The following is a 26,725-nucleotide window of genomic DNA, read 5'->3' on the forward strand; positions in this document are numbered from 1 at the left end:
GTGGACGCACCCGGGGGAGGCGTACCCCGATCCCGTGCTGGGGAGGAGCGTCAGGCCGGCGGAGCGGCGATGTTCACCATCCAGCCGACGCCGTAGCGGTCGACCAGCATCCCGAAGCGGTCGCCCCAGGGCGAGGCGACCAGCGGCTCGACGACCGTGCCGCCCTCGGCCAGGCCGTCCCAGTAGCCGCTCAGCTCGGCGTCGTCGTCGCCGAAGAGCGCGATCGTGATGCGGGCGCCGCTCTCGGCCGGGCTCGAGGAGGGGGAGTCGGAGCCCATCAGGATCATCCCGCTCGGCGTGACGAGCTGGGCGTGCATGATCCGGTCCTGGTCGGCCGGATCCGCGCTCATCCCGAAGTCGCCGAAGCGGCTGGAGCTGAGCTCGCCGCCGAGGACGTCCCGGTAGAACTCCATCGCCTCCTGCGCGGAGCCGTCGAAGCCGATGTAGGGGCTCAGTGAAGTGGGCACGGCACGCCTTTCCGTCGAGGTGCGCCCAGTATCTCCGCGTCCCGACGCGAGCACCAGGGGCGTCCTGCAGAAGGCCCGCCCCCGGCCCTCAGAGCTCGTCGCGGGTGGGCGGGTTCGCGCCGGAGCGGGAGGTCGTGATGCCGGCGACGTGCGCGGCGTGACGGCCGATCGCGTGAAGGGCGGGGCCGTCGAGGAGCATCCCGTTCGCGGCGCCGAGGCCCTGGCGGAACGCCTCGTCGAGGATCGCGCCCATCGCGGAGTCGCCGGCGCCGATCGTGTCCGCCACCACGATCCGGGCGGCGGGCACGGTCACCCGCGTGACGGCCGAGGCCAGCAGAAGTCCCTCCGCGCCGCGTGTGACGACCGCGAGCTGCGACCCGAGGGAGAGCAGCCGGCTGAGGACCTCGTCGAGCTGCATCGTCGGGTAGAGCCACTCCGCGTCCTCGTCGCTGAGCTTCACGACCTCGCACGCGGCGGCGATCCGCTCGAAGCGCGCGAGCGCCTCGGCGTGCGCGCCGACCAGAGCCGGGCGGATGTTCGCGTCGACGCTCGCCGTCACTCCGGCGGGCAGAGCCTCGAGGAGCTCGAGCACGGCGGATCCGCCCGGCTCGAGGAAGATCGCGATGGAACCGGTGTGGACGTGGGAGGCGCCCTCCGGGTCCGCCGCCGGCGGGTTCCAGGAGAGGTCGAAGACGTAGCGGGCCGACCCGTCCGCGGCGAGGACCGCCCGAGCGGTGCTGGTGCGCTCCGAGTCGCCGTGCCGGACCTCCACGCCGGAGGCCTCGAGGTGGGCGCTGATGCGGCGGCCGCGCTCGTCGTCGGCGATGTCGGTGACGAGGGTCGCGGGTCGCCCGAGTCGGGCGAGCGTGAGGGCGACGTTGGCCGGGGAGCCGCCGACGTGCTCCGTGGCGCTGCCGTCGCGCTCGACGATGTCGATCAGCGCCTCGCCGATGACCAGGGTGCGGGAAGCCGGGCTGACGCGCTCGTCGGTGGAGGACATGCCGACATCATGCCGGGTGACGGGGTCGCCCCGCGACGCGCGGGGCCGACTGGCGCAAGCGGCTCGCGTCCCGACCGCGGTCTCAGCCCCGGGCGCGCAGGTCCGCCAGCACCGCGTCCACGGTCGTGATCTCGATCAGCGGCGCGTACAGGGACATGGCGTCGAGCGCGCGCTGGTGGTCGGCCTCGGAGGCGCCCGCGCAGGCGTCCGCGGCGACCCTGACCCGCACTCCGGCGTCCGCGGCCGCCAGCGCCGTCGAGAGCACGCAGCAGTCGGTCGAGACGCCGGTGAGCACGAGCTCGCGGGAGTCGTCGAGCTCGGCCTCGAGCTCGGGCCCCCACTTGCCGAAGGTCGTGGCGGTGATCGTGCGGTGGCCCTCGAACCCGGCCACGAGCTCGTAGAGCCGGTCGCTCTCGGGGACGAGCGCGAACGGCCATTCGCGGTAGTAGGGGATCCACGCGCCGGCGGGCCGCTCCGGGGCGACGAAGCGGGTGGTCACGACCCGCTCGCCGAACGCCGGGAGGAGCCGGCGGGTCCCCTCGGCCGCGCGCTCGAATCCGCCGGATCCCCACGGCGACTCGGCGTCGGCGAAGACGTGCTGCAGGTCGATCGCGACGAGCAGGCTCACGCCGAGACCTCCTGGCGGCGGACGGCCCCGCGCGAGAGCGCGAGCGTCCCTGCGAAGCCGATCACGAGCGCCACGAGGACGCCGAGGTTGGCGCCGGCCCAGTCGCCGTCGCGGCCGCCGAGCGGGCCGAGGAGGTAGCCCTCCCACTCGAACCCGGGGGAGTAGTTGACCACCAGGCCCCAGCCGACGACCGCGCCGATCAGCACGAGGGCCACGGGGACCGCCGAGACGCTGCCGTAGCGGCCGCGGGAGTCGTACAGAGCCTCCTGGTCGTAGTCGCGCCGACGGAGGAGGAGGTCCGCGAGGAAGACGCCGAGCCAGGCCGCGATCGGCACGCCGAGGGTGATCAGGAAGCCCTGGAACGGGCCGAGGAAGTCGCCCGCGACGAACACGACGTAGACCGCTCCGAGGACCATCAGCACGCCGTCGATCCCGGCGGCCACCGGCCGCGAGACCTTGAGCCCCGTGCTGAGCAGCGCCAGGCCCGAGGAGTAGATGTCCATCACGGCCCCGCCTATCAGGCCGAGCAGCGCGACGACGATGAAGGGGAGCAGGAACCAGGTCGGCAGGATCCCGGCGAGCGCTCCGATCGGGTCCGCGGCGATCGCGTCCGAGAGCTCCTGCGAGGAGCCGGCCAGCAGCAGGCCGACGACCACCAGCACGACGGGCGCGACCGCTCCGCCGATCGTCGTCCACGCGATCACTCCGCTCGTGCGGGCACCGCGGGGGAGGTAGCGGGAGTAGTCGGCCGCGGCGTTCACCCAGCCCAGCCCGAAGCCGGTCATCATGAACACGAGCCCGCCGATGACCGCGGAGGCCGAGCCCGCGGGCAGGGCGCCGACGGCGGCGAGGTCGATCCGGTCGAGGACGAGCACGACGTAGACCACGGTCAGCACGGCGGTCGCGACGGTGATCGCGAGCTGGAGCCGCATGATCAGGCGGAAGCCCGCGATCCCGGCGATCACGATGAGCGCGGCGACCACGATCAGCGCGACCACCTTGGTGAGCACGCCGCCGTCCCAGCCGAACTCCTCGAACACCGTCGCCGTCGCGAGCACCGCGAGGGAGGCCAGCACCGTCTCCCAGCCCACCGTGAGCAGCCAGGAGATCACCGAGACGAGGCGGTTGCCGTCGACCCCGAAGGCCGCCCGGCTGAGCACCATCGTCGGGGCGGAGCCGCGCTTGCCGGCGACGGCGACCAGACCGCAGAAGAGGAACGAGACGACGATCCCGATCACGCTGACGAGCGTCGCCTGCCCGAAGGAGAGGCCGAAGCCGAGGAGGAAGGAGCCGTAGCTCAGCCCGAGCACGGACACGTTCGCGGCGAACCACGGCCAGAACAGGTCGCGAGGGCGGCCGTGCCGCTCCGACTCCTGGATCGTGTCGAGGCCGTTGAGCTCGATGCCGCCGGCGGGGCGGGTGCTCGGACGATCGGGGGAGGTCATCGCGTCCTCGTTCTCACGGTTGCCGGCCCTGCGCCGGAGCTGTGACGAACCTACAGCGCCCCGCGCTCGAACAGCAGCCGGAGCGATTCGAGGTCGTCCGCGACCCGCGCGCAGTCCTCGTCCCAGTCGTCGAGGCTCATCCCGGGGCGCCGCCGCACGGTGAAGGCCACTTCGGCGCCGTCCCCGTTCACGAGCACCCGGAGCGGATTGTCCACCACCGTCCCGTCGGGGAGCGTGACCTCGTGGTCCGCGACGCCGAACGGGTTCTGCGGGGCGAAGCGCACCTCGACCCGGCCCATCGGCGAGTCGGCGAACCAGCGTCCGTCGACCTGCTCGAGCGCGGAGGAGGCGAGGCCCGCGGCCCACCGCGGGAGGTTCGCCGGGTCGGAGACGAAGGCGTACACCTCCGCGGCCGGAGCCTCGATCACGACGCCCACGGGGCGCGATTCGTACAGGGTCATCAGCTCGTCCTTCCTCTGCAGCCGGTCAGTGCTCGTCGCCGAAGCTGGCGACCAGCAGCGCGGCGAGCGCCGTCCGCTCCAGCATGCCCTCGATGCCGATCGCCTCGCTGCGCGCGTGCGCCCCCTCGCCCGGGGCGCCGAGCCCGTCGAGGACCGGCAGGCCCAGCGCGGCGACGAGGTTGCCGTCGCTCGCCCCGCCGACCGCGATCTCGCGGAGGGGGACGTCGATCCGCTTCGCGACCCGCTCGGCCCTGCGGTAGAGCGCGGCGACGGAGGCGGTCCGCTCGAAGACGGGCCGCTCCCAGGAGCCGCGCACCTCCAGCCGGATGCGCGGGTCGGCGGCGGCGAGCGCGTCGAGCTCGGCCTCGACGCGGGCGGCCTCGGCGGATCCGCGGATCCGCGCCTCCAGCTCCAGGCGCACGCGGGCCGTCGTCACGTTGACCCGCGAGCCGCCGGAGACCACTCCGATGTTGACCGAGGTGCCCTCCTCCTCCCGCGCGATCGCCAGCACCCGCGGGATCAGCGAGCCGAGCTCGTGGATCGCGCTCGCCCCCTTCTCCGGCTCGACCCCGGCGTGCGCCTCGACCCCGACCACGTCGATCACGAAGCGCCCGATGCCCTTGCGCGCCGTCTTGACCGCGTCGCCGATCGCGCCCTCGAACACCAGGACCGCGTCGGCGCCCGCGCACTGCCGCTCCAGGAACGGGCGGGAGGCGGCGCTGCCGATCTCCTCGTCCCCGCTCATCACCAGGCGGACGGCCGGATGCGGGACGCCGGCGTGGCGGAGCGCGGCCACCAGCCACACCATCTGCACCAGCCCGGCCTTCATGTCGTAGCTGCCCGGGCCGCTCAGGCGGTCGCCGTCGACGGCGAAGGGCCAGGAGCGGGTCGTGCCCAGGGGCCACACCGTGTCGTAGTGGCCGAGCAGCGCCACGAACGGACGCGTGCCCCGGTGCGGTCTTGCGCCACCGCTCGCCGGGACGGTCCAGCTGGTCGCGGTCGGCGCGTCCTGCGCACGCCGGTGCTGCACGTCGGCGTCGTGCCCGAGCCGCTCTCCCACCCAGTGCACCAGGAAGGCGTGCAGCTCGCCGAGCGCCTCGAGGGAGTCGCTGGGGCTCTCGATCATCACGAGGTGCCGGACGTCGTCGAGCATCCGCGAGCGGTTGTCGCGGAGGAAGGAGCGCACGCGGGCGGCGTCGTCGGCATCGGGGAAGGTCATCGACTCCGGAGTACCAGAGTGTGGCCGCTCGCGCGAACCGGCTGAACCGTTCGGGCCCCCGTTACGTTGGTGCAGGAAGAGGTGGAGATGTCCGAGGATCAGGCCCAGATGCTGCGTGCGCTGCACGACGAGCACGCCAGCGCGCTCTGGCGGTTCGTGCTGCGCCTGACCGGCGACCGCCAGATGGCGGAGGACGTCGTGCAGGAGGCGCTGCTGCGCGCCTGGAAGCACCCCGAGATCCTCGCCCAGGGCGAGGCCGCCGCCCGCTCCTGGCTCTACACCGTGGCCCGGAACCTCGTCATCGACGACCGCCGCAGCGCCCGCTACGCCCGGGAGCTGGGCACGGACGAGGTCCCCGAGCGCCCGACCGCCGACCGCACCGACCAGGTGCTCGACGCCTGGCTGCTCTCGGACGCGCTCAGCGGACTGAGCCACGACCACCGCGCGGTCATCGTGCACGCCTACTACGGCGGCCGCACGGTCACCGAGATCGCCGCGCTGCTGGGGATCGCCCCGGGCACCGTCAAGTCGCGGATGCACTACGGGATGCGGGCCCTCAAGCTCGCACTGCAGGAGCGGGGGGTGACGGAGCTGTGAGCCGCGACCCCTCCTCCGACGACCGGCACGACGACCCCTTCCGCGACTGGGACGCCGCGTACCTCCTCGGATCCCTGACCGCTGCCGACCGCCGCGAGTATGAGCTGCACCTGCGCGCCTGCCCCGGCTGCCGCGAGTCCCTCGCCGAGTTCGTCCCGCTGCCGGGCCTGCTGGCCCACCTGCCCCAGGACGAGGCGATGCGCCTGGTCGAGGAGCCGGAGGCGGCCGGCGATCCGGCTCCGGCGGCACTGCTGACCCGCCTCGCCGCGGCCACCGACTCCGTCCGCCGCCGGACGCGGCTGCGCATCGCGGGCCTGGTGCTCGCCGCCGCGGGCGTCTCGGCCGCCGCCGCCGTCGCCCTGCCTCTCGCGATCGGCCCGACCCTCGCCCCCGTCGAGACCGTCGGCTCGACCGTCTCGCTCGCCGCGGCTCCGGGCGTCCCCGTCGAGGCCTCCGTGCGGTTCGTGCCGCAGCAGTGGGGCACGCGGATCGACATGGACTGCAGCTGGGCCGACACGGCCGAGCAGTACGCGGGCTCGGCCGGCTACGTCCTCTACGTCACGGACACCTCGGGCGGCACCGAGGCCGTCGGATCGTGGACGAGCGCGCCGGGGACGACGATGGAGCCCAGCCTCGCCACCGGGCTCCCGCTGTCCGAGATCGCCTCGGTCGAGGTGCGGCTGCAGGGATCGGACACCGTCGTGCTCACCGGCCGCCCCTGAGCGGGCCGCCGGATTCCCAGGTGCGCGCTCCGCGGACTGAGTAGCTTCTCAGTCATGACGATCGCGACCCTCGCCCTCGCCCCCGCCTCCGTGGCGACCGCCTCCTCCTCCGACAGCATCGACGAGCTCTCCGGACTCGTCGGCGTCGCCGCGCGGGTGATCGCCGCGCTCGGAGAGGCGGGCGTCGGCCTGCTGACGCTGATCGAGACGGTGTTCCCGCCGATCCCGAGCGAGCTCGTGCTGCCGCTGGCCGGCTTCCTCGCCCAGCAGGGCCGGATGAACCTGGTGCTGGTCGTGATCACGGCGACCCTCGGCGCCTACCTCGGCGGCCTGATCCTCTACGCGCTCGGCCACCGCATCGGCACGGAGCGCTCGATCCGCCTGCTCTCCAAGCTCCCGCTGGTCGACCGCGAGGACTTCGAGAAGGCGGTCGGCTGGTTCCGCCGGCACGGCACCTGGGCGGTCCTCTTCGGTCGCCTCATCCCGGGCGTGCGCAGCCTCATCTCGCTCCCCGCGGGGGCCGAGCGGATGAACCTGCTGCTGTTCTCGGGACTGACGATCCTCGGCTCCGGCGTCTGGAACGGCCTGCTGATCGGCCTCGGCGCGGCCCTCGGCACGCAGTACGAGCTCGTCGACCAGTACGCGGGCGTGCTCGACGCGATCATCTACAGCGCGTTCGGCGTGCTGCTGCTCGCGCTCGTTGTGCGCCGCGTGCGGCGGCACCGTGCCGCGGCGCGCACCGGATCGCGCCACTGACCTGCGTCCTCGGGCGGGCGGGCGCAAGGCCCCGCGCCACCCCGCCCCGGTGCCCTAACGTTCGAGGGGTCCGCACTCCCCGACGCGAAGGAACGCCATGTCCGAGACCGCCGCGCCCACGATGTCCCGCACCTCCGTCGAGCGCTGGTGGATCATCGCCGTCTCGCTGATCGCGATCGTGCTCGGCGTCATCGCCGTCCTGATCCCCGGTCCGACGCTGCTGACCGTCGCCATCGTCTTCGGCATCCACCTGATCGCCGCGGGCGTCTTCCGCCTGCTGCTGGCCTTCACCGCCTCGCGGCTCGATGCCCGGGTGCGCTGGCTCGCGGGCCTGCTCGGCGCCCTGATCCTGGTCGCGGGCATCCTGTGCCTGTCGAACCCGTTCGAGTCGCTGAGCGTCCTGGGCCTCGTGATCGGCGCGGGCTGGATCCTCGACGGCGTCTCGAGCATCACCAGCGGCCGCACCGTCGCCGGCCCCGCGTGGCTGCCGATCGCGGCAGGGATCGCCTCGGTCATCGCGGGCGTCCTGACGATCATCATGCCCGTGCTGGCGCTGGCCTCCTTCGTCACGGTCGCGGCCATCCTGCTGATCGTCGTGGGCGTCTCGGGCCTGCTCCTGCTCCCGGGCCGCACGAAGCGCCCCGAGGGCGCCGAGGCGTAGACCGCGCGGATGGCCGATCCCGATCTCGTCCCCGAGCTGCTCGTCGCCGACCTCGACCGGAGCCTGGGATTCTGGTGCGGTCCCTGCGGGTTCCGGATCCACTACGCCCGGCCCGAGGAGGGCTTCGCGTACCTGGTCCTCGGCTCCGCGCACGTGATGCTCGAAGAGGCGGGGCGGGGCCGCAACTGGATCGCGGCACCGCTGGAGCGCCCGTTCGGCCGGGGGATGAACCTGCAGCTGCACGTCGACGACGCCGACCGGACGGCAGCGGCGCTCGCCGAGGCCGGGACGCCGCTGTTCTCGCCGCTCGAGACCCGCTGGTACCGGGTCGGAGCGGAGGAGGCGGGCGTCCGTCAGCTGGTGGTGGCCGATCCCGACGGGTACCTGCTGCGGTTCCAGTCGTCGCTCGGACGCCGACCGGCCCGAGCGGACGTCCCCGTCGCTCCCTGACCGGCCGACCGCGCCACCATCCGCTCGGCTCGGGACGTCATGCCAGCGAGTGACGACCGTGACACTGCGCGGCTGGTTGCCTCGGAGACATGACGCAGCACCCCGCCACCGCGACCCTCCCGCAGGTCCCGCCCGCCGCCCTCTCCGAGCCCGCTATCGAGCAGGCCGCCTCGGCGGAGCACGAGCCCCTCGTCCGTCCGGCGGACCTGGTGTCGGCGCTCACGGGCGTCGCGCTCTGCTTCTTCTCCCTCTTCGTCTACGCCATCGCGCACTGGCAGTACTTCGGCACGGACGTCGACGAGATGAGCGTCCTCGGCTGGCTCGCGCCGCTGATCGCCGGCGTCGCCTGCCTGCTGTCGGCCGTCGTGTCCGTCGGGGTCCGCGCCTCCGGGCGCCGCGCCGAGCGGACCGCGGCATGATCCCCGTCCTCGCCGGGCCCGGCCTCGAGGCCGCGGAGCAGCTCCTCGTCCGCGCCGGATGCCTCCGCCCCGAGCACCCGTGGGCGGCCGGTGCCGCCACGGAGGCCGCGCCGCGGATCGACTTCGCCGTCCTCGCCGAGCAGGCGTGCCTCCTCGACCTCTCGGAGGAGGCGGTCGCCCGCATCGCCGTGTCGCTCGCCACCGGCCGTCCCGTCGATCTGCGGAGCGCCTTCGGGCATCTCGCGCGCGACCACGCCCGGCTCGTCATGACCGCGGTCGCCGCTGCCGCCGGGCACGACCGCGTGAGCAGCCGGATCCGCGTGGTCGGCGACGAGCGCCGGGTCGAGACGGCGCCGCCCCTGGCCGTCTGGCCCTCCTGAGCCCCCCGCCCGCCCCGATCGGGCGGGCGCGCTCGCCGATCCGACCCTGGGCTCCGCGTTCCTCCGATGCTCCGGCCCGGTGAGCCGTACGGAGGTGCCGTGCCGCCGACCCGCGTCGCTACGGCCTTTCGGAGGTGCCCGGTTTAGGGTGTCCGTGTGCAACGAGTCGACGATTTCCCAGGAGCCGGACCGGTGGCGACCTCACCCGAATCCGGTGACCAGGGGGAGGCGTCCGCGCATCGGCTCTCCCCGACGGCGACCTCTCCCGTGCAGGTGACGAGCGGCGAGGCCGGCTACCAGGGCGGCAACGTGGCCGATCCGGTGTGGCAGTCGTGGCGCGACGAGCTCGCCAAGGTCGGCGGTCCGTCGCCCCTGCTCCACTTCGTGGACTCGCCCCGGACGCGCATCGAGCTCTCGACCACGCACCCCGGCGGGCTGCCCCCGTTCATCTCGGGCAAGACGACGCTCCTCTCCTCGCTCATCCGCGACGAGCTCGCCCTGCGCACCGCGAAGAACGCCGCGGGCGCGATCACCGACAAGGGGATCGAGCTGCGCTCGGTCCGCGGCATCGAGGGCGTCCACCTCGCCATCGGCCTCGCCCAGTGGCGCGCCGGCGACACGGAGTTCACCGCTCCCGTGCTCCTCCGCCCGCTCGCCATCCGCCGCTACGGCCGCGACTTCGAGCTCAAGCTCAAGGGCCAGCCCTACTTCAACCCGCAGCTCGCGCGCGCCCTCAAGCAGCAGTTCGGCATCACGATCGACCCCGAGCAGTTCGTCGAGCTGGCCGTGCAGAACGGCGTCTTCAAGCCGCAGCCGGTCATCGACCAGCTGCGCGGCCTGACCTCGCACCTGCCGTGGTTCGCCGTGCACCCGCGCCTCGTGGTCTCGAGCTTCGCCGACGTGGCGGGCGACATGCTCCGCGACGCCCGGATGCTCGAGCACCCCGTCCTCGACGCCGTCGCCGGGAACCCGGCCGCCAAGCGGGCGCTGCAGCAGTCGCAGAAGGTGGCGTCGATCATCCCGCAGGACGAGCGTCCTCCGGCGACCGACAACCTCCTCCTCGACGCGGACGCCGAGCAGGAGCAGGTGATCGCGAACATCGCGGCCGGCAACTCGCTCGTCGTGAAGACCCTTCCCGGCACGGGCGGCACCCAGACCATCGTCAACGCGATCGGCGCCCTGGCCGCCCAGCACAAGCGCGTGCTGGTCGTCAGCGCCCGCCGGTCGAGCCTCGACAGCATCCACCAGCGCCTGCTCTCGGCGGGCCTGGGCGGCATCGCGGTCGGGCCCCGCACGCTCCGCCGCGACCTCATCCAGTCGATCGGCCGCAACGAGAAGGCGGCGCGCCCCTCCGTCAGCGAGATCGACGACGCCCTGCTCCGGCTGCGGAAGGTGCTGCTCGACTACCGCGGCGCGCTCTCCCGGCGCGACGAGAGCTTCGGCGTCTCGGCGCTGCAGGCCCTCGAGGAGCTCGCCCGCCTCTCGCAGCTGCGGACGCCCCCGTCGACCGCCGCCCGCCTCGACCGCCGCTCCGTCACCGCTCTCGCGCACAGCCGCCCCGAGGCGACCCGGATGCTGATCGAGTCGGCGCGCCTGGGCGAGTTCCGCTACGGCCCGGGCGACTCGCCCTGGTACGGGGCCCAGTTCGACTCCACCGCCGACGCCGAGATCGCCCACGAGCTGGCCAAGCGCCTGCACCTGCGCGACCTGCCGCGCCTGCTCGACCGCGCCCAGGACGTCATCGGCCAGACGCGGATGCGCCCGTTCGAGTCGGTCGCCGAGCTCGGCATCTACCTGCGCCTGCTGCAGGACGTCCGCGAGACGCTGGACAAGTTCCAGCCGGCCGTCTTCGACCGCTCGATCCAGGACCTCATCGTCGCCACCTCGCCGCGCCGCGAGGCCGCCGAGATGTCGTCCACCAACCGCCGGCGCCTGAAGAAGCTCGCCCGCGAGTACCTGCGTCCCGGCGCGCACGTCACCGACCTCAACGCGGCGCTCCGCCGGGTGCAGCAGCAGCGGACGCTGTGGCAGCGCTACGCGGTCGCCGGCACGATCCCCGAGGTCCCGGTCGGCGTCGCCGACGTGCAGGTGGCCTACCAGCAGGTGACCGACCAGCTGAGCCGTCTCGACGAGCCGCTCGGCCGCCGCGGGACGAACCTGCAGCTCGCCTCGCTCCCTCTCGCCGAGCTGGCCTCGATGGTGTCCGGCCTCGCCGAGGACAGCGAGGTGCTGGCCAACCTCCAGGAGCGGACGACCCTCCTCGCCACCCTGCGCGACTGGGGCCTGGACCCGCTGCTCACCGACCTCTCGCGCCGCCACGTGCCGGCCGAGCTGGTCGCGGGCGAGCTGGACCTGGCCTGGTGGCGCTCGGCGCTCGAGATCATGCTGACCGACGAGCGCGCACTGCTCGGCGGCAACACGAGCGTGCTCGACCGGCTCGAGGCCGACTTCAAGCTCGTCGACGAGGCGCACGCCGCCTCGAGCGCCGAGCTGCTGGCCTGGAAGCTCTCCGAGACCTGGAAGATCGGGCTCGTCGACTGGCCGCAGGAGCGCGACGCGCTGCGCGCGCTGCTGCGCACCGAGGCGGCGACGACCCCTCAGGAGCTGCAGAAGGCCGCTCCGCACCTCTCGCGCGTGCTCGCTCCGGCCTGGCTCGCCTCGCCGTACGAGGTGCACCGCATCGGCACCGAGACGACCTTCGACGCGGTGTTCCTCGTCGACGCCGGGGCGACCACGCTGGCCGAGAACGTCGGAGCGATCCGCCGGGCCAAGCAGGTCGTCGCGTTCGGCGACCCGGTCACGCAGACCCCCACTCCCTTCGGCCTGCGCGTCGACGAGACGCCGGAGTTCGGCTCCACCGCCTCGCGGACCGACGTGGAGGCGCTGCACGCCCAGTCGGCGCTCGCCCGACTCGGCGAGCTGCTCAACACCGTCACGCTCACCCGCAGCTACCGCGCGGGCGGCGAGGACCTGGCCGAGCTGGTCAACCGCCGCTTCTACGGCGGCCGCATCGACTCCCTGCCCTGGGCCGGCTCCTTCCTCGGACACGACTCGCTCCGCTTCCACTACATCGCGAGCGGGCACGGCATGCCCGAGAACGACTCCGGAGCCGTCGAGTCCGTCGACGCCGAGGTCGCGAAGGTGGTCGAGCTGGTGCTCGAGCACGCCGTGATCCGTCCGCGCGAGTCGCTGATGGTCATCACCGCGAGCCCTCGCCACGCCGTGCGGGTGCAGCAGGCGGTGCTGACGGCCTTCGCCAAGCGCACCGACCTGAGCGACTTCATCCTCGGCGACCGGCCCGAGCCCTTCGCCGTCGTGACGCTGGAGCAGTCGGTCGCGCAGAGCCGTGACCGCGTCATCTTCTCGATCGGCTACGGCCGGACGCCCCACGGCCGCCTGCTGTCAAACTTCGGCGCTCTCGCGGAGCCGGGTGGAGAGCGCCTGCTGGCGGTCGGGATGACCCGTGCCCGCCGCTCGATGGACATCGTCTCGTGCTTCCGCCCGGGCGACATCGACGAGTCGCGCATGCGCTACGGCATGGTCGCGCTCGCGCAGGTGCTGCAGGAGGCGGAGGACCGCGTCCAGCCGAGCGACCGCGACGACTACTCGGAGCCGATGCTGGTGGATCTCGCCGCGCGCCTCGAGCGCCGCGGACTCCGGGTCAACATCGGGCACAAGGGCAAGCTGGCCCTCGTCGCCGCGCACGGGACCCGTGCCGTGGTGGTCGAGACCGACCGCGACGTGAGCACGCAGAGCCTGCGCGTGTCGCTGCGCCTGCGTCCGGAGCTGCTGCGCCGGCTGGGCTGGCACTACCTGCGGGTGCACAACTTCGAGCTGTTCGCCGACCCCGAGGCCGTGGCCGCGCGGGTGGCCGGGCTGATCGGTGCGACCGCGGGGGAGGAGCAGACCCCTGCTCCCGCCGCCGGCGAGGCTCCTGCTGCTCCCGCCGCTCCTGCCGCCGCCGCCGCTCCGGCATCGGGGGAGACGCAGCCCGTCGAGCCGCTGCCGCACGACTGATCGTGGCGCCGGATCCCGACGCCCCCGCGGGTGCCGACCGCCCGTTGCGGCGCACCCGCGGCGGTCGGCGGGCGACGCTCCCCGCGAAGCCCGGCACCGATCCGTCCCCGCACGACGCTCCGATCGCCGACCCCTCCGCGCCGACCGCGCGCCCCGGCACCGGCCCGAACGACGCGCGCCTGCGCCAGGACGTCCCCCCGCACTACTGACGTCAGCCGGACCGGTCGGTGATCCGCGAGTCGGCGCTCGACCCGTCGACGACCTCGGACCTCACCCCGCCGCGCCCCGCCTCGACGAGCGAACGCGTCACGCCGCTGTCCGGCGACCGCTCACGTCGGACCCGGCGACGGTGACCGGCTGCTTCCCGTCCGGTGCCTGCGGACGATCGCGTCCGTCCGGTGCCTAGCTGATCGACCGCTTTCCGCCTCATGCCCGGCGATGTCCGATGAAGGCGTGGACACAGGAACGATCAGTCCCCGCCGGAGACGCTGAAGGCCCCGATAGGCGACCTGCCGAGGGTGCAGGTGTCGTCCGAAACGCGTGCCAGCGTTTCGAACGCACTGTTCGCACACCGCTCCACGGAACGCTCTCCATCGGGAAGCCGACCGCGGTCTTCTTCCGCCTCCGGCGGAAGAAGACAGGACAACTCAGTCGACGTGCTTGCCGGAGTTCGCGGTGGTGGCGGTGCCGTTGTTGGCGAGCAGGTCGCGGATGTCGGAGAGGAGCTCGAGCTCGGTGGGGGCCTTGTCCTCCGCGGCGGGGGCGTCGGCGGCCTTCTTGGCGAACGCGGCGTTCTTGAGGTGGTTGATCGGCAGGACGAACGCGAAGTAGAGGACGAAGGCGACGATCACGAACTGGATCAGGGCCGAGATGACCGAGCCGTAGGCGATGACGGTCGGGTCCTCGCCGTTCTCTCCCGGTCGGATGGGCCAGACCAGGGCCTCGAGGGAGGAGGCGTCGAAGATCACGCCGATGAGCGGGTTGAAGATCCCCGTCACGATCGCGTTGACGATGGTCGTGAAGGCGGCGCCGATGACCACGGCGACAGCCAGGTCGATGACGTTGCCGCGGAGGATGAACTCTTTGAAGCCGTTGATCATGATCGTTCCGTTTCTGCCGTGAGCGGTGGGTGGCGGGTCAGCTCCGGGAGGAGGAACCCGAGGAGGAGGACCCGGAGGAGCCCGAGGACGACGAGGAGGAGGACGATCCGGAGCCCGAGGACCCCGAGCCGGACGAGGAGCCGCCCGAGCCCGATGAACCCGAGGATCCGGAGGAGGAGCCGCCCGATCCCGAGGAGCCCGACGACGAGTCGGATGAGCCGGAGCCGGATGCGCCCGAGCCGGACGAGCCGGCACCCGAGGAGGAGGAGCCGCCCTCGCTCGACTTCCCGCCGGAGCGGGAGTCGGTGCGGTAGAAGCCCGAGCCGTTGAAGGTCACGCCGACCGCGCTGAACACCTTGCGCAGCGCCCCCTGGCAGCTCGGGCACTCGGTGAGCGTGTCGTCGGTGAACTTCTGCTGGATGTCGAAGGCGTTGCCGCACTGCGTGCAGCGGTAGGAGTAGGTGGGCACAGGGGGCTCCTCGGAGGCGGGTGGGGGAGAAGGAGAACGGGGTCAGTGGCGCAGGTCGACGATGCCGGAGGGAGTGACGACTCCGTCGACGGCCTGGTCGTGGACCTCGCTGGGCACCCGGTCGACGAGCTCGCTGTCGAAGACGACGGCGTAGACCGGCGGGCACTTCTCCATCGAGCCGAGGGTCTTGTCAAAGTAGCCGCGCCCCCAGCCCATCCGCATCCCCTGCCGGTCGACGGTGGCGGCCGGGACGACGATGAGGTCGACGTCGTTGATCGCGATGGGGCCGAGCAGGTTCCCGACGGGCTCGGGCATGCCGAACAGGCCCTGGGTCTCGGTGTGGCCGTCGCCGACCGCCCAGTCGAGCAGGCCGTCCTGGCGCGAGACGGGGAAGAGGACGCGGATGCCGTGGCTCTCGGCCCAGCCCAGGAACGGCCGGGTGCTCGGCTCGTCCGGAGCGGAGAGGTAGCACGCGAGGGAGCGGGCCCCCACGCGGGTGGCGAGCTCGATCAGGTGGGCGGTGATTTGCTCCGCGGCCTGGTCGCGAGCGGTCGAGGTCTGCGTGCGGCGGCGCTCGCGCAGCTCGGCGCGCAGCGCCCGCTTCTCGTGCGTGATGTCGGCTGGCATGCGCTCAGTCTAGAACCGGGCCCCGCGCCGGCCTCCGCGCGGACGACCCTGAGGGACGCTCGTCCCGGACCGCCCCGGAACGGGGTCCGGCGCCTTCCGTCGCCGGTCCTGGCGCGAAACTCCCGCGACTTCCCCCGCCGCTAGGATGGCGCCCCATGGGCACTCGAATCCGCAAAGCAGTCATCCCCGCCGCAGGTCTCGGCACCCGCTTCCTGCCGGCGACGAAGGCCATCCCCAAGGAGATGCTGCCGGTCGTCGACAAGCCGGCGATCCAGTACGTGGTCGAGGAGGCGGCGGACGCCGGCCTCCAGGACGTGCTCGTGATCATCGGGCGCAACAAGAACGCGCTCGCCAACCACTTCGACTCGGTGCCCGAACTCGAGCAGAACCTGTCCCAGAAGAAGGACGACAAGAAGCTCGAGCACGTCAAGTACGCCAGCGACCTCGCCGACGTGCACTTCGTCCGCCAGGGCGAGCCGAAGGGCCTCGGCCACGCGGTCTCCCGCGCGCAGCGCCACGTCGGCGACGAGCCCTTCGCCGTGCTCCTCGGCGACGACCTGATCGACGCCCGCGACCCGCTGCTCTCCCGGATGATCGACGTCGCCGAGCAGCGCGACACCACGGTGGTCGCGCTGCTCGAGGTCGACCCCGACCAGATCCACCTCTACGGCTGCGCGGCGGTCGAGGCGACCGACGAGGACGACGTGGTGCGGATCACCGGGCTGGTCGAGAAGCCCTCCAAGGAGGACGCCCCCTCGAACCTCGCGATCATCGGCCGCTACGTGCTGAAGCCCGACGTGTTCGGCGTGCTCGAGCACACCGCTCCGGGCAAGGGCGGCGAGATCCAGCTGACGGACGCGCTGGAGCGCATGGCACAGGACCCGGCCGAGTTCGGCGGCGTCTACGGCGTCGTGTTCCGCGGCCGCCGCTACGACACCGGCGACAAGCTCGACTACATCAAGGCCATCGTGCAGCTCGCCTCCGACCGCGACGACCTCGGCAAGGACCTCAAGCCCTGGCTGAAGGACTTCGTCGCCGGCCTCTGAGCCCCGGCGAGCGCTCCTCCGGAACGGACGGGACCCCCTGCTGCGGCACGGGATCCCGTCCGTTCGTCCGTTCCCCGAGAGCACGGAACGCCGCGGAGTCCAGTCCCCCTCCCGCAGTGCGGCGGAGCAGTAGGGTCGCATCATGCCGCTCCCGATCCCGACGCTCACCGAGGGTCGTGTCACCGTCCGCCCCATCCGCGTGCGCGACGCCCGCCCTCTCGAGCGGGAGCTGATCGCGAACCGGTCGTGGCTGCGCCAGTGGGAGGCGTCCGACCCCCGGGGAGGCGCCGCATTCGACGTGCGCGCCAGCATCCGCTCGCTGCAGCAGAACGCGCGGGCCGGCGGGGGAGTGCCGTTCCTCATCGACTGGGACGGCGAGCTCGCCGGGCAGCTCAACATCTCGAACATCGGGTACGGCTCGCTCTCCTCCGGGTCGATCGGCTACTGGGTGTCCGAGCGCTACGCCGGGCGGGGGATCACTCCGATCGCCGTGGCCCTCGCGGCCGACCACGCCTTCCTCGACCTGGGGCTGCACCGGATCGAGATCTGCATCCGCCCGGAGAACCGGCCGAGCCTGCGCGTGGTCGAGAAGCTCGGCTTCCGCTACGAGGGCCTGCGGCGACGCTTCATCCACATCAACGGCGACTGGCGCGACCACTTCTGCTTCGCCCTCGTGGCGGAGGAGGTGCCCCGCGGCGTGCTCCGCCGCTACCTCGACGGGCAGGTCCCGTCGGAGGTCGGCGTGCCGACCGACGCGGATCTCCGCGCCTCGCGCCGCTCGGGTCTCTCCGGACCCTCCGACGGCGCCGGTGTCCCTCCGACGGGGCCCCGACTGATCCGCGATCCGCACGGACACACCTACCCGTAATGACGGACGGGAGTGCCCGGTGCTCCTAGCGTTGTCCGCATGAGTAGCGACTGGCTGGGCGGGGGCGTCGTCTGGGCGCTCGCCGCCGTTCTGTGGGTCGCCTACCTGATCCCCACGTGGATGCGCAGGCGGTCGTACAACGCGACCGAGCGCAACGCGGTGAGGCTGCAGCAGACGCTGCGGATCCTCGCCGAGACCGCGGAAGTGCCCGAGCACGTGCGTGCGGAGGCGACGGCCCGCGAGGTGTCGCTGCAGCAGCGACGGCTCCGGGTGACCGAGACACGACGACGAGCCGAAGAGAAGGCACAGGCGATGGAGCTGGCACAGGCGGAGAAGGCGGCGCGCGACGCGCTGCGACGGGCGACCGCGAGCGCACGGCGGAGCACGCGATCGGGGCCCTCGGTCCTGCGCTGGCGCCAGGGCGCCGCGCTGGCCGTGCTGGTCGGCGCGGTCGCCGCGCTGGTCGGGCTCGTGATGCTGCCGTTCGGAGGCACGGGCGCGGTGCCGCTCGTCGGCCTGCTCCTCGCCGTCGCGGGGCTCGGCACGCTGATCCTGCTGGCGCCGGGTCGCCGCCGCGCCGCCGGTCCGGCCGCGACAGCGACGACGGCCGCCGCGACCGAGCGCCGGCGCGCCGAGGTCTTCGAGGCCGAGCTCGCCGAGGAGGCCGCGGACGACGCCTCCGAGGAGCTCGCCGAGGACCGTGCGAGCTGGACGCCGCAGCCGCTCCCCAAGCCGCTCTACCTGTCCCGGGGCACGGTCGCCGCCTCCGCGATGGCGTCGATCGACGCCGTGGAGCGCCTGCGCACCGCCGCGGCGGAGGCGGAGCTCGCCCAGCGCGCCGCCGCGACCGCTCCCGAAGTGGCGCCGTTGCGCGTCCCGCGTGCCGCCGCTCCCGCTCCCGAGGCGCCGCGTCCCTCCTCCCGCTTCGCCGCGATGGGCGTCGTGGACGGCGTCGACGCGATCGACCTCGACCAGGCGCTGCAGCGCCGCCGCGGGGCTTGACCCGAGTGCGAGGCGCCTGCTCGTCCGTGCTAGTGTGGACGAGTTGTTCGGGCCGGTGACGGCTCGGAAGGCACGGGTCCGTGGCGCAGTTGGTAGCGCGCTTCGTTCGCAATGAAGAGGTCAGGGGTTCGAATCCCCTCGGATCCACCAGAGTGTTCTTATTCAAAACATTCGCAAAAGTAAACGCCGAAGGTTTTTTGGCGCGAGACCCGCTCCTCGGAGCGGGTCTCTTGCGTTTCGGTGTCGTTTTTTGCAGGTTGTACGCGCGAGCGGCGATGCGGGCTTCGGGGCCGAGGAGCGTAGCGAAGAGGGCGACCTTGTCAGCGGTGATCGTCTCGTCAGGGTTGATGAGGATGCGCTCGAAGAGGACTTGGTTGAAGAGCCGCCGGATGTGCTCGGGAGCGGTTCCGTACGCGCTGCCGCAGTGCTCGACGATGTCGAGTGCGTCGTGGAGGATCGTCTCGACCTGGTCGTAGTTCTGCTCGGCTCGTTCGAGGCGGCGGAGGATCTGGGCCATCTGGTCTGTCAGGCGTGCCTGTTCGCTCTTGAGCAAGTCGATGGGGATGGCGCCGTCGTAGTGGGCTTCGAGGAGTTTGCTGCGCTGGCGGTTGAGGCGACGAGCCTGCGCCCGAACAGGCGTTCGGCGACGTCTACGTCGTGCTCGACTCCGCCCAAAAACGACGTGCCTTCGCCGAAGAGGAGGCCCAAGCTTTGTCTGGCATCGTCAGGGCAGCCGTCGCCGACGACGCGAGTGTCCTCGTGTTCTTCCGTGGCTTGGATCTAAGCAGCAGCGGCGGACTGTGGCGCAGTGCGATGCGGGCCTAAACGATAGACAGATGGCATCGGGGCTGGCACCAGCTTGGCCTTGAGGCGTTGAGTTACCTGGTGCTCACTGCGACGCTCGTCTACGGCGAGTTCGCGCCGGATCTCGACTGGGACCATGCAACCTACCTGCGCTGAGTTCGAGGGCGCGACGCGGCGGCCAAGCTCTGCGGCCACGCCCTAGCCCTACCCGAGCCTCAGCGGGAAGCAGGCATGGACGGGGTCGCGGGTTGGGCGTTGCCATCATCGTGCGAGCGTGAGGTTTGCGATGAGGTCCGTGATGCTGCGGTGGGCGGCCACAGCGGCGTTCAGGCGCTTGCTCGATTGGGCTATGAGTCCAGTTGTGTGCCGCTCGGCGACGATGTGGTTCGCATATCCGGCGGCGGCGGACAGGTAAAAGAGATCATTGAGGTCGTTGTCTTGCCATGTTGTGTGGGGATTGAGGTGCTTGTCAACGAACATCGAGCGGAACATCGCGACCGCAGGGGTGCCGATTATCTCCTTGTTCCAAATGCTCCGCACCCACTGGTCGAATGCGACGGTACTGACGTTGGCATGCGCCGTAGCTTTGGCCATCTCATGGCTCAGGTCATCGAGTGCGAAGGCGTATGCGATCTGCCGCTTCTGAGCTTTCGGTCGATGATCGGCAGCGAGGGCATCCGTCGTTCGTTGTTGCTTGGCGCGCCATCCGTGCGACGCCTCGCGACGAACCGGGGCCGTGTTGAGCAAGACATCGAAGTAGACGATGGTGGAAAGCGCGGACTGGAGGGCGAACTCTAGATCGGCCGGTAGGCCGCGCTGGGCAGAGTCATCTGGTCCCACCGTGGAGCGCGCTTTGTCATCGTGAATCACCCATGGTTCGAGGGTGAACACCGGGGGAGAGGACGAGGGTTCTGCTCCGGCGTGTGTGGCGATGTCTCGCTGTAGTTCATCCGCCCAGATGGCAAGAGGGTCACGCATCTGCCACCCATTGCTGAGTCGGAGCATGGTGAGCGCGAGCTGGTAGCGGGAGTCATCGTCCACCCAGTGGCTGGTCTCGCTGTGGTGGCCCGCGGAGATCGGCAGGATGATCTTTCCAGCCTCGGCGAGTGCTATGAGCTCCAGCGCCGCCTTGCGCTCTGCCTCGGGAACTCGATCCGGCGCCCTCGACATCTTTGCCAGCGTCGACCAGTGGTTCTGATCCAAGTAGACGACGGGTCGACCATCCACGGGTGCCATGTTGTGACGGCTAGGCATGATGCCAAGCAGGTGATCGCCGCGATTCGTCTCGAAAACGATGTGGCGGGCATGCCAGAAGTAGACGACTCGGACGATCGCACGTTCCGGATCGTCGTTGGCCGGGGCGGCTGCTTCAACCATCCGGCCGTCCTTCACCCAGATCAAGAAGCGACACTCGTCGATGTCCCAGACGATGGTGTCGATCTCGCGTCGAAGCCCGACCCGCGGTGTCGTGTCCGTCCGCTTGTCAAGAAAGTCGTCCATCGCCATCACCCAATTTCGCCGTCGTCTCGATGCGTCCGAGCGTCCGGACTGGACTCCTTGCCATGTCCGTACTCATTGCGGAACTGACTTTGAGACGCATCGGAGACGCGCCATCATTACGGCTGCGCAAGCCACTCCGGCTGGGTGCCTAATTATCGTCACCAGTCTGGGCAGTAGGTGCGGTTGCCAGGCGAAGGATGTGGCTCAGGTGATGCTCCACCTCGAGCGTTCCTTCGGGGACGCCGTCGTCGTAGTCGGAGGTCGTGGCGACCACGTGTGGATACTGGACCGCAGCGGCGCGCACGAACGCCTCGGTCGGAAACCAAGGCGGCAGTTCACGGTAGGAACGTGCAGCTTGCCGCGACCCTTCGGCCCTGCTCCCACGTTCTAGCCAGGGGGCGCATGTGAGCACGACATCATCCAGACGCGCGGGGGCGGCCTCCAGCGCATCCGAAAGCGCAGCCTTCACCACCTCAGCTGACGTCCAATGCGACCACGGCGTGAATACCTTCGCCCCATGCACGTAGTTCCCGACCCATGCGTCCTCGACCGACCAGTCTTGGGCGGCGAGCTCCTCGAGAAGACTCTCGCGGGCAAAGTCGGCCAGGTCGCCACGTTCGGCGGCGCTCATCTCTCGCCAGAGCTCCACCAGTAGCGCCGCTGCAACCACCAACGGGCGACGCGCACGGTCCTCCCCAATGAGTGCCGCCACCTCTTCGTCGGTGGCGTTCCGCGCGACCGACGCCGCAAGGCTGGCAACTGAACCCAACGCGAACGCGTAGGTGGAGAGCACTTCCGGTATCAGCGTCACCTCATCCGCTGCCACAACTAGCTCGTCGCGAAGGTCGGGGTTGTACGCCTTTGTCTTCACTCGGGCCCACGGCCGGGCCCGCTCCAGGAGGGCGTTGTGGGCCGCCATCGCCTCAGCGAGAGCAGCACGAGCTTCGTCCGCCTCACTGACAACCGGTTCTGGCACAGCCGGAGGCTGGGGCGGGTTCTCTCCACGAAGCGATGAGGCGAGGCCGCTGACCGCGGCACGCACTTCGGCAGCAGCGTCGCTCAGCCGGCCAGTGTCTTCGTACGGCGGTTCCCAAGGCCAGGTTGAAGCAGCAGCAAGGAGTTCGTCGGCAGCATGTGTCATCCAGTTGCACCACGGAGCTGACCGCACTGACGTGTGACGGGCGGTCGCGATCTTCGCCAGGACGTCTTCGTACATCGGCTCCAATACCGCCCGCACCTCAGCCAGCGCCGCAAGCACCGCTCCCTCGTGCTGCTGTCGCTCCATGTTCGACGGCTCGACGAACACACGATTGCCCTCGTCGTCGTACGCGAGCATCATCGCGTTCGCCTCGGCGCGCGTTCTCCGCCAGGCCGCTGCAGCAGCTGCCGGCCCAGGTCGGGTGCTCACGGCCCTGAGTGCATACAACTCTGCAGCCGCGACGACCGACGTCAGCACCGGCGCCGCGATCGTCGGAGAGTCGAACGAGACCGCCAACACCTCAGCCGCCTCGTCTTCGTTGATCGGCCAACCATGACGACGGTCGAAGTACTCCTGTATCTGGCCAATCCGCCACTCCTGAAGCAACTCTGGCGAGAACCGCGCCTCGTGCTCATCGATCTCGTACGAGTGCGGGATGCACATCAAGAGCAGATTCTCGACCGACCGGTTATCTTCTGATGACATCCCCGGCTTCCAGCGCGGCCCGCCCGGCTGCCGCGCATGAATGTGAGAGACCCGACTGTTCAGCACCGGCCGCGCAACGCCCGATTCTTGCCGGTACAGCCACTCCGAGCACTCCGGCTGTGCACAGGTGAACGCATGCGAGTACAGCTCACGAATCGTCGCCAAAGTTGGCTTCGGGTGAGCAACTTCCTCCGGATTAGGCACACTCCATCCTGGCCCTTAGCCGAATGCAAACGCCACCCTTCACTATGCGCCGAGGTCAGCTTGAACGTTTTCATGGGACGGTGGGGCTTCTACGGTCATCCATTGCTGATGTTCTCGATGCTTTTCTACCCGCCCCACGTCTGGAGTCGGCGGTCGTGCCCGTGAGCTGCGCAAAAGGCGTTGACTTCGTCGACGAGTTGTCGGCGCCCCCGATCGACCTCGTCTGCCGCGGGATGGGGGAGGAAGTTGTACGGGTCGAGGTGCCGCTTGACGATGCTCGCCATGCGACCGACGTAGGTGTCGATGTCGTCGAGGATCTGAACGTACGGTCTGTCATAGAGCGAGATCGGCTTCGCCTGGATCCGAGTTCCGCGGACCTGGCCCTCGTTGATGATCTGCTTGACCTGCCGGAGGGCGTCGAGCATGTCGTCGAAGTCGCCCTCGACATGGGTCATGTGCCTGATCGCATCGCGGTCGAGGACACCGAGGACGACGTCGAAGCAGTGTCGGTCAGACTGCTCGGTGAACTGATGCCAGGGAATGCTCTTTGCGAGCCGGTCGTCGAGAGCCCACAGCTGAGCGAGGTCAAGATTCTCGAGATTCAGCAGCTTGTTCTGAGTAAACAGCTCGGCCCAGGGCGCCAGCTTGCTCGACTTCTTGACGGACTTGATCCCGACGAAGATCAGCTGGTCGTATCGGGCGTCGAGTTTGTACCGTTGGAAGGTGTCCTGGGTTTCGACGATCTTGGCGGTGTCGCAGGTCACGGTGACCTGGACGGCCAAGCGTCGTGCGGCGTCGTGCAGGTCGACAGCTGGGAAGTTGCGGTGCGGGAAGTTCGCTGCGGTGAGGTTCCATCCGTGAGTGAAGTTGAGGACCTCCCGGTAGAGCACTTCCAGGGCTGAGGTCGCGTCGTTGAGACCGTGCTTTACTCGCCCTGAGACATGTGATTCTAACAGGCTCATCCGGTCGACGATCCGAGCCTTGACGACCGTTTCTTCCATCGGATCTTCTCCTTTTTCGCGGGGGGGGGCGACGCCTTATTTCTCCGACTGATGCCGATCCCCTCGACACTGGGCCGTCAGAGTCCTCGAATCGGTTCGCGGCTGAGCCGCTCCTTGACCTGAGTGGGGAGGACTCGATGCTCCCACAGGATCTTGGTGATCTCGGCTCGAGCTGCTTCACCACCGCTGGCTGTCACGCTTGCGCGGATCGCCGTCCAGGCGCGGTGAGCATCGTGGGCGATGTCGAGCACGATGTCGGTAGTAGTGAGATACAAATGCGGCGAAGCGATCGGGACTGCGTCCGGATCTACCAGCCTGCTGTGCGCCGCTATTACACTCACCGAGTCAGCGGGTGGGGCATCGATGTCGCGGTCGGCTGCAAGAGACGCCAGATGCGTGTTCGCTTTCCGCACGTAGTCCATGCTGAGCCGCTCGGCTGTCTGTTCGCTCTTCGCCTCTACGGTCAGCCATAGCTCATCCCAGAGCCATGCCGCGTCGGTCCGGCCTTGGCCTGAGGGCTTGAACGACTCCGCGCCGAGGAGTCGGCCCAGCTCTACCAGCCCGAGCTCGTAGGGTGTCGCCTCGTCTTGCGCAAGTTGTCCGAGCATGGTCTGCGCACGAGTGGAGAATGTCGTCGCAGACCGCAGCGCACCACCCAGGAGGGACAGGATGCCGGTCGCCGCACTCACATCGCTCGGTTCTGGGACGACGACGTCGGCGGGCAGCGGTTGGATCTCTCGGAGCCAGATCATTCCCGTTGCCGCACGATGGGCTGTCGTCAGCAGTTCGGCGGATCGTTGAGCAGCCGCAGCGTTGCCGGCTGCCGCAGATCTGCCGAACCAAGCGCTCGCGAAGTAGGCCCATAGTGCCCTGTAGGCGCGTGCGTTCGGGGCCGTGATCCCCTCCAATACCTCGACTGCGGCACGCCCTGCCGCTTCCCAGTCGCCAAGCCAGGCGGCTCGCCACGCTGCGACCTCGCGTGGTGCGCTGGCAGCGAGCTCGGCGGCGAGTGGTTGCGGGGTGCGAGTGGTGCGTGCGCGGCCGTCGGCGAGCGCTGGTTCGCCGTGTGTGCGCCAATCTTCGTCTTGGGCGAGCGCGCTTCGGGTCAGGGCAGCCACATTGTTGTAGGAGCCTGCGCTGGCCAGCAGGCCGAACTCGATCTCTGCTTGAAGTTCGACGGGCATTGATCGTGTGTTGTCGGGATCGGAGAGGTAGCGGAGAAGTTCTTCGCCTTGAACGACCACTACCGCCCAGTCTTGTGGCCCTCTCGTGCAACGGCCGGCGCCTTGAACGATGCGGGTTCGAATTCGTTCTGCGAGTACGTCGCCGGCGCGGAGCTTAGAGCTGAGGAAGCGGTCCTGCAAGTGTGAGGCGGTCGGCACGTTCTCCATGACCATGAACCGGCAGCTCTTGTCGGCGAGGTCCATGCCGTCGTAGCGGTTGGGTGCCAAGAGCGTGCCTCGGTCGGCCATCTTAAAAGACTCGACCGTCGTGTCTGAGGCCCCGAACCGCTCTTGGGCGGGCACGCTTAGTGCGTCCGCAATCTTTGTGGCTGCTTCGCCTTGTTGCGTCAAGATCAAACGCTTCGTTGTGAGGTCGGCGAGCCGATTTAGGAGCGGTGGCTGCTCAAGCTCAGCAAGGCCGGTCAGCTGACCAGGCTCAGAGGGTTCCACGGCGACGGAGTCGGTTGCCGCATCAAACACAGCGAGGTCGGGAAAGACGAAGAATCGGCGGCCGCTGCCGGTACGCTCCCAGGCCGGTGGTGACGGAATCCGCTCGATCGGTGACCGCCCGAACGCCCGCTCAAGCTCGCCCGCTTCTCCGAGTGTTGCGGACAGATATACCCGCTGGTCCGGGTCAACAAACGGTGAGTGCTGGAACGTCGGCGGAATCATCGGTCGGATGTACCACTTGCCCCTCGAAACGTAGAATAGGCATGACATCAAGTTCTCGCGGAGCATCGAGAATCGATAGCGCGCAGAGGTGCGCGCCGTCAGCCCAGCATCAAGCACCGAGTCAATCTCGCTCAGGCGCGACGCGATAGCTGACATAGGAATCAGCCGGACCTCGTGCCAGCTGGACGTATCGGCGCCTTCGCCGGTCATGCGGACAACAAGGTGCTGGTCGACGGTGTCACCGAGGGCGTCGAAGAGGTCGTTGTAGCTCGAGTGAGAGCGAGGAATCTCGAGCGCCCATGCTTCGGCGACGTAGCCCTCGGCAGCGTGTGCGTCGTCGAAGATCAGAGTCTTCGCGTCCGCCAAGTAGGAGTTGATGTTGAAGATGTGACTGTAGGTGGTCACGGCGATCGCTTCAGCGCGTGTGTACGCCGTCACCTGGCGCGGATCCCAGTCGTTGTGTGAGTCGATGAGGGCGTGCAAGCTGATGCCTTGCCGCTCGCCAGCCGCCACAACCTGAAGCGCGAGCTGTCGGGTGGGGCAGGCGTAAACGACACGCTCCCGACGACTGCGTCGACGCCACTCACCGATCAACAGACCTACGAGAGTCTTACCCGACCCAGTAGGCAGTTCAAGAGCGACATCAGCTGTGTCCAGGTGACTCCCGCTGTATGTCCGCAGCTGATCGACCTGGTGCGACCACAGCGCCCCCACCCCATCCCGCCGACGCGGGAGTTCACCGAATAACGTCTCTGGGTCCGCAGCCGCCACCTGAGCTCGCGCCTGCTGTGGAAACACGGGTCGCACAGGGTTCGGTGTGTCCGGCATCGTCGTCCTCCTCGAAGCGCTTTGACGTGGCTCTCACTCTAACGAGTACACCATGTTGAGGAGCGTTGAGCGCTGTAACTGCAGCGAGACTGACGTCGTCCCAATCCCCGATCAGTGCAATATCCAGAAGCGACATTCGTGTGAGCCCCGAATCCGAACACCAGCCATCCCAACGTACTTGCGCACGGTCGCAGCATCGGCGTTGACTCGGCGAAGCGACCCAGGACGCGATGAGCTAGGCGCTCGAGGCGGCGGCAGCGAACGCTGGCCGGCGCGCCCCGTCCTCGAGCCCCCCACCAGCCAACCACAGCTCGATTGAAGGGGTACGGGTCGCCGCGGTCGTGAAACCTGTGATTGATAAGCGACAGCTCGCGAGGGGGATTATTTCCCTGGTAATTTGGCAACGTCAAGACGACGGGGACGGATAGCTCAATCATCGACTGAGCGATAGATCATCAGACTGAGTCGGGCTCTG

The 26,725-nt window shown here is 69.9% G+C and carries 26 protein-coding genes and 1 tRNA gene; 14 read left to right on the plus strand and 13 right to left on the minus strand.

The genetic code is table 11. The features are described 5' to 3' along the window. Window positions 1–50: 50 nt before the first annotated feature. From C5C71_RS05160 to C5C71_RS05185, 6 genes are all read right to left on the minus strand, one after another. Window positions 51–467, minus strand: coding sequence for a VOC family protein (locus C5C71_RS05160; RefSeq protein ID WP_104246718.1), 417 nt, complete (start codon window positions 465–467; stop codon window positions 51–53). A gap of 88 nt (window positions 468–555) precedes the next feature. After that, window positions 556–1,467: a carbohydrate kinase gene (locus tag C5C71_RS05165; RefSeq protein ID WP_104232867.1), complete on the minus strand. Its 912-nt coding sequence runs from the start codon at window positions 1,465–1,467 to the stop codon at window positions 556–558. A gap of 82 nt (window positions 1,468–1,549) precedes the next feature. Then, the gene (locus C5C71_RS05170) at window positions 1,550–2,095 is read right to left on the minus strand and encodes a cysteine hydrolase family protein (RefSeq protein WP_104232866.1); all 546 of its coding nucleotides are present in this window, start codon (window positions 2,093–2,095) and stop codon (window positions 1,550–1,552) included. After that, window positions 2,092–3,540, minus strand: a complete 1,449-nt coding sequence (locus tag C5C71_RS05175; protein WP_104337255.1) for a cytosine permease — start codon at window positions 3,538–3,540, stop codon at window positions 2,092–2,094. The genes C5C71_RS05170 and C5C71_RS05175 overlap by 4 nt, the downstream gene beginning before the upstream one ends. A gap of 50 nt (window positions 3,541–3,590) precedes the next feature. After that, on the minus strand, window positions 3,591–4,001 hold the full coding sequence (locus C5C71_RS05180; RefSeq protein ID WP_104249452.1) for an SRPBCC family protein: 411 nt from the start codon (window positions 3,999–4,001) through the stop codon (window positions 3,591–3,593). Window positions 4,002–4,026: 25 nt separating this feature from the next. Continuing rightward, window positions 4,027–5,220, minus strand: coding sequence for a M20/M25/M40 family metallo-hydrolase (locus C5C71_RS05185; protein WP_104225069.1), 1,194 nt, complete (start codon window positions 5,218–5,220; stop codon window positions 4,027–4,029). An 87-nt stretch (window positions 5,221–5,307) separates the two neighbouring features. Here C5C71_RS05185 and C5C71_RS05190 point away from each other — a divergent pair, with 87 nt between their 5' ends. The 9 genes from C5C71_RS05190 to C5C71_RS05230 all read left to right on the plus strand — a co-directional run bounded on the left by C5C71_RS05190 (window position 5,308) and on the right by C5C71_RS05230 (window position 13,431). Further along, a complete protein-coding gene (locus C5C71_RS05190; protein ID WP_104225070.1) occupies window positions 5,308–5,817 on the plus strand; it encodes a sigma-70 family RNA polymerase sigma factor in 510 nt (169 codons plus the stop codon). Continuing rightward, a complete protein-coding gene (locus C5C71_RS05195) occupies window positions 5,814–6,539 on the plus strand; it encodes an anti-sigma factor (protein ID WP_104273099.1) in 726 nt (241 codons plus the stop codon). The genes C5C71_RS05190 and C5C71_RS05195 overlap by 4 nt, the downstream gene beginning before the upstream one ends. Before the next feature lie 54 nt (window positions 6,540–6,593). Next, entirely contained in the window at window positions 6,594–7,295 is a 702-nt protein-coding gene (locus C5C71_RS05200) for a DedA family protein (RefSeq protein ID WP_104225072.1), read from the plus strand. Between the two features lie 97 nt (window positions 7,296–7,392). Next, window positions 7,393–7,956 carry an HdeD family acid-resistance protein gene (locus C5C71_RS05205; protein ID WP_104232862.1) on the plus strand — a complete coding sequence of 188 codons (564 nt, stop codon included), beginning with the start codon at window positions 7,393–7,395 and terminating at the stop codon, window positions 7,954–7,956. 9 nt (window positions 7,957–7,965) lie between these two features. Continuing rightward, on the plus strand, window positions 7,966–8,406 hold the full coding sequence (locus C5C71_RS05210; protein ID WP_104232861.1) for a VOC family protein: 441 nt from the start codon (window positions 7,966–7,968) through the stop codon (window positions 8,404–8,406). Between the two features lie 89 nt (window positions 8,407–8,495). Next, a complete protein-coding gene (locus tag C5C71_RS05215) occupies window positions 8,496–8,825 on the plus strand; it encodes a hypothetical protein (protein WP_104337256.1) in 330 nt (109 codons plus the stop codon). Then, entirely contained in the window at window positions 8,822–9,205 is a 384-nt protein-coding gene (locus tag C5C71_RS05220) for a hypothetical protein (protein WP_104295922.1), read from the plus strand. Before C5C71_RS05215 ends, C5C71_RS05220 begins: the two co-directional genes overlap by 4 nt. Window positions 9,206–9,397: 192 nt before the next feature. Next, entirely contained in the window at window positions 9,398–13,222 is a 3,825-nt protein-coding gene (locus C5C71_RS05225) for a DEAD/DEAH box helicase (protein WP_374953661.1), read from the plus strand. Window positions 13,223–13,224: 2 nt separating this feature from the next. After that, complete coding sequence (locus C5C71_RS05230) at window positions 13,225–13,431, plus strand: hypothetical protein (RefSeq protein WP_104337257.1); 207 nt, start codon at window positions 13,225–13,227, stop codon at window positions 13,429–13,431. Window positions 13,432–13,869: 438 nt separating this feature from the next. On the opposite strand, the gene mscL is transcribed toward C5C71_RS05230, so the two are convergent. Genes mscL through C5C71_RS05245 form a run of 3 tightly spaced genes read right to left on the minus strand, consistent with a single transcriptional unit; the run spans window position 13,870 to window position 15,418 of the window. Further along, window positions 13,870–14,322 carry a large conductance mechanosensitive channel protein MscL gene (mscL, locus tag C5C71_RS05235; protein WP_181065648.1) on the minus strand — a complete coding sequence of 151 codons (453 nt, stop codon included), beginning with the start codon at window positions 14,320–14,322 and terminating at the stop codon, window positions 13,870–13,872. 37 nt (window positions 14,323–14,359) lie between these two features. Further along, window positions 14,360–14,791 carry an FmdB family zinc ribbon protein gene (locus C5C71_RS05240; protein ID WP_104337258.1) on the minus strand — a complete coding sequence of 144 codons (432 nt, stop codon included), beginning with the start codon at window positions 14,789–14,791 and terminating at the stop codon, window positions 14,360–14,362. Window positions 14,792–14,833: 42 nt separating this feature from the next. Next, window positions 14,834–15,418: a 5-formyltetrahydrofolate cyclo-ligase gene (locus C5C71_RS05245; protein WP_104337259.1), complete on the minus strand. Its 585-nt coding sequence runs from the start codon at window positions 15,416–15,418 to the stop codon at window positions 14,834–14,836. Between the two features lie 155 nt (window positions 15,419–15,573). Between C5C71_RS05245 and galU the strand changes: the two genes are divergently transcribed. From galU to C5C71_RS05270, 5 genes are all read left to right on the plus strand, one after another. Further along, window positions 15,574–16,464, plus strand: a complete 891-nt coding sequence (gene galU / locus C5C71_RS05250) for a UTP--glucose-1-phosphate uridylyltransferase GalU (RefSeq protein ID WP_104223218.1) — start codon at window positions 15,574–15,576, stop codon at window positions 16,462–16,464. A 142-nt stretch (window positions 16,465–16,606) separates the two neighbouring features. Continuing rightward, on the plus strand, window positions 16,607–17,332 hold the full coding sequence (locus tag C5C71_RS05255) for a GNAT family N-acetyltransferase (RefSeq protein WP_104223217.1): 726 nt from the start codon (window positions 16,607–16,609) through the stop codon (window positions 17,330–17,332). Between the two features lie 39 nt (window positions 17,333–17,371). Beyond that, window positions 17,372–18,334 carry a hypothetical protein gene (locus C5C71_RS05260; RefSeq protein ID WP_104337260.1) on the plus strand — a complete coding sequence of 321 codons (963 nt, stop codon included), beginning with the start codon at window positions 17,372–17,374 and terminating at the stop codon, window positions 18,332–18,334. 74 nt (window positions 18,335–18,408) lie between these two features. Continuing rightward, window positions 18,409–18,484: transfer RNA gene (locus C5C71_RS05265), tRNA-Ala, on the plus strand. A 100-nt stretch (window positions 18,485–18,584) separates the two neighbouring features. Continuing rightward, complete coding sequence (locus C5C71_RS05270) at window positions 18,585–19,118, plus strand: hypothetical protein (protein ID WP_104337261.1); 534 nt, start codon at window positions 18,585–18,587, stop codon at window positions 19,116–19,118. Window positions 19,119–19,399: 281 nt separating this feature from the next. On the opposite strand, the gene C5C71_RS05275 is transcribed toward C5C71_RS05270, so the two are convergent. The 4 genes from C5C71_RS05275 to C5C71_RS05290 all read right to left on the minus strand — a co-directional run bounded on the left by C5C71_RS05275 (window position 19,400) and on the right by C5C71_RS05290 (window position 26,250). Beyond that, window positions 19,400–20,644 (minus strand): hypothetical protein, encoded by a 1,245-nt coding sequence (locus tag C5C71_RS05275; protein ID WP_146084426.1) that lies wholly within the window; start codon window positions 20,642–20,644, stop codon window positions 19,400–19,402. Window positions 20,645–20,786: 142 nt separating this feature from the next. Beyond that, complete coding sequence (locus C5C71_RS05280; protein ID WP_146084427.1) at window positions 20,787–22,526, minus strand: hypothetical protein; 1,740 nt, start codon at window positions 22,524–22,526, stop codon at window positions 20,787–20,789. A 125-nt stretch (window positions 22,527–22,651) separates the two neighbouring features. Then, window positions 22,652–23,527 carry an SMEK domain-containing protein gene (locus tag C5C71_RS05285; protein ID WP_104337264.1) on the minus strand — a complete coding sequence of 292 codons (876 nt, stop codon included), beginning with the start codon at window positions 23,525–23,527 and terminating at the stop codon, window positions 22,652–22,654. A gap of 77 nt (window positions 23,528–23,604) precedes the next feature. Next, window positions 23,605–26,250, minus strand: a complete 2,646-nt coding sequence (locus C5C71_RS05290) for a DEAD/DEAH box helicase (protein WP_104337265.1) — start codon at window positions 26,248–26,250, stop codon at window positions 23,605–23,607. Between the last annotated feature and the right edge of the window lie 475 nt (window positions 26,251–26,725).

The organism is Rathayibacter sp. AY1C1 (assembly GCF_002932105.1).
Lineage (GTDB): Bacteria > Actinomycetota > Actinomycetes > Actinomycetales > Microbacteriaceae > Rathayibacter.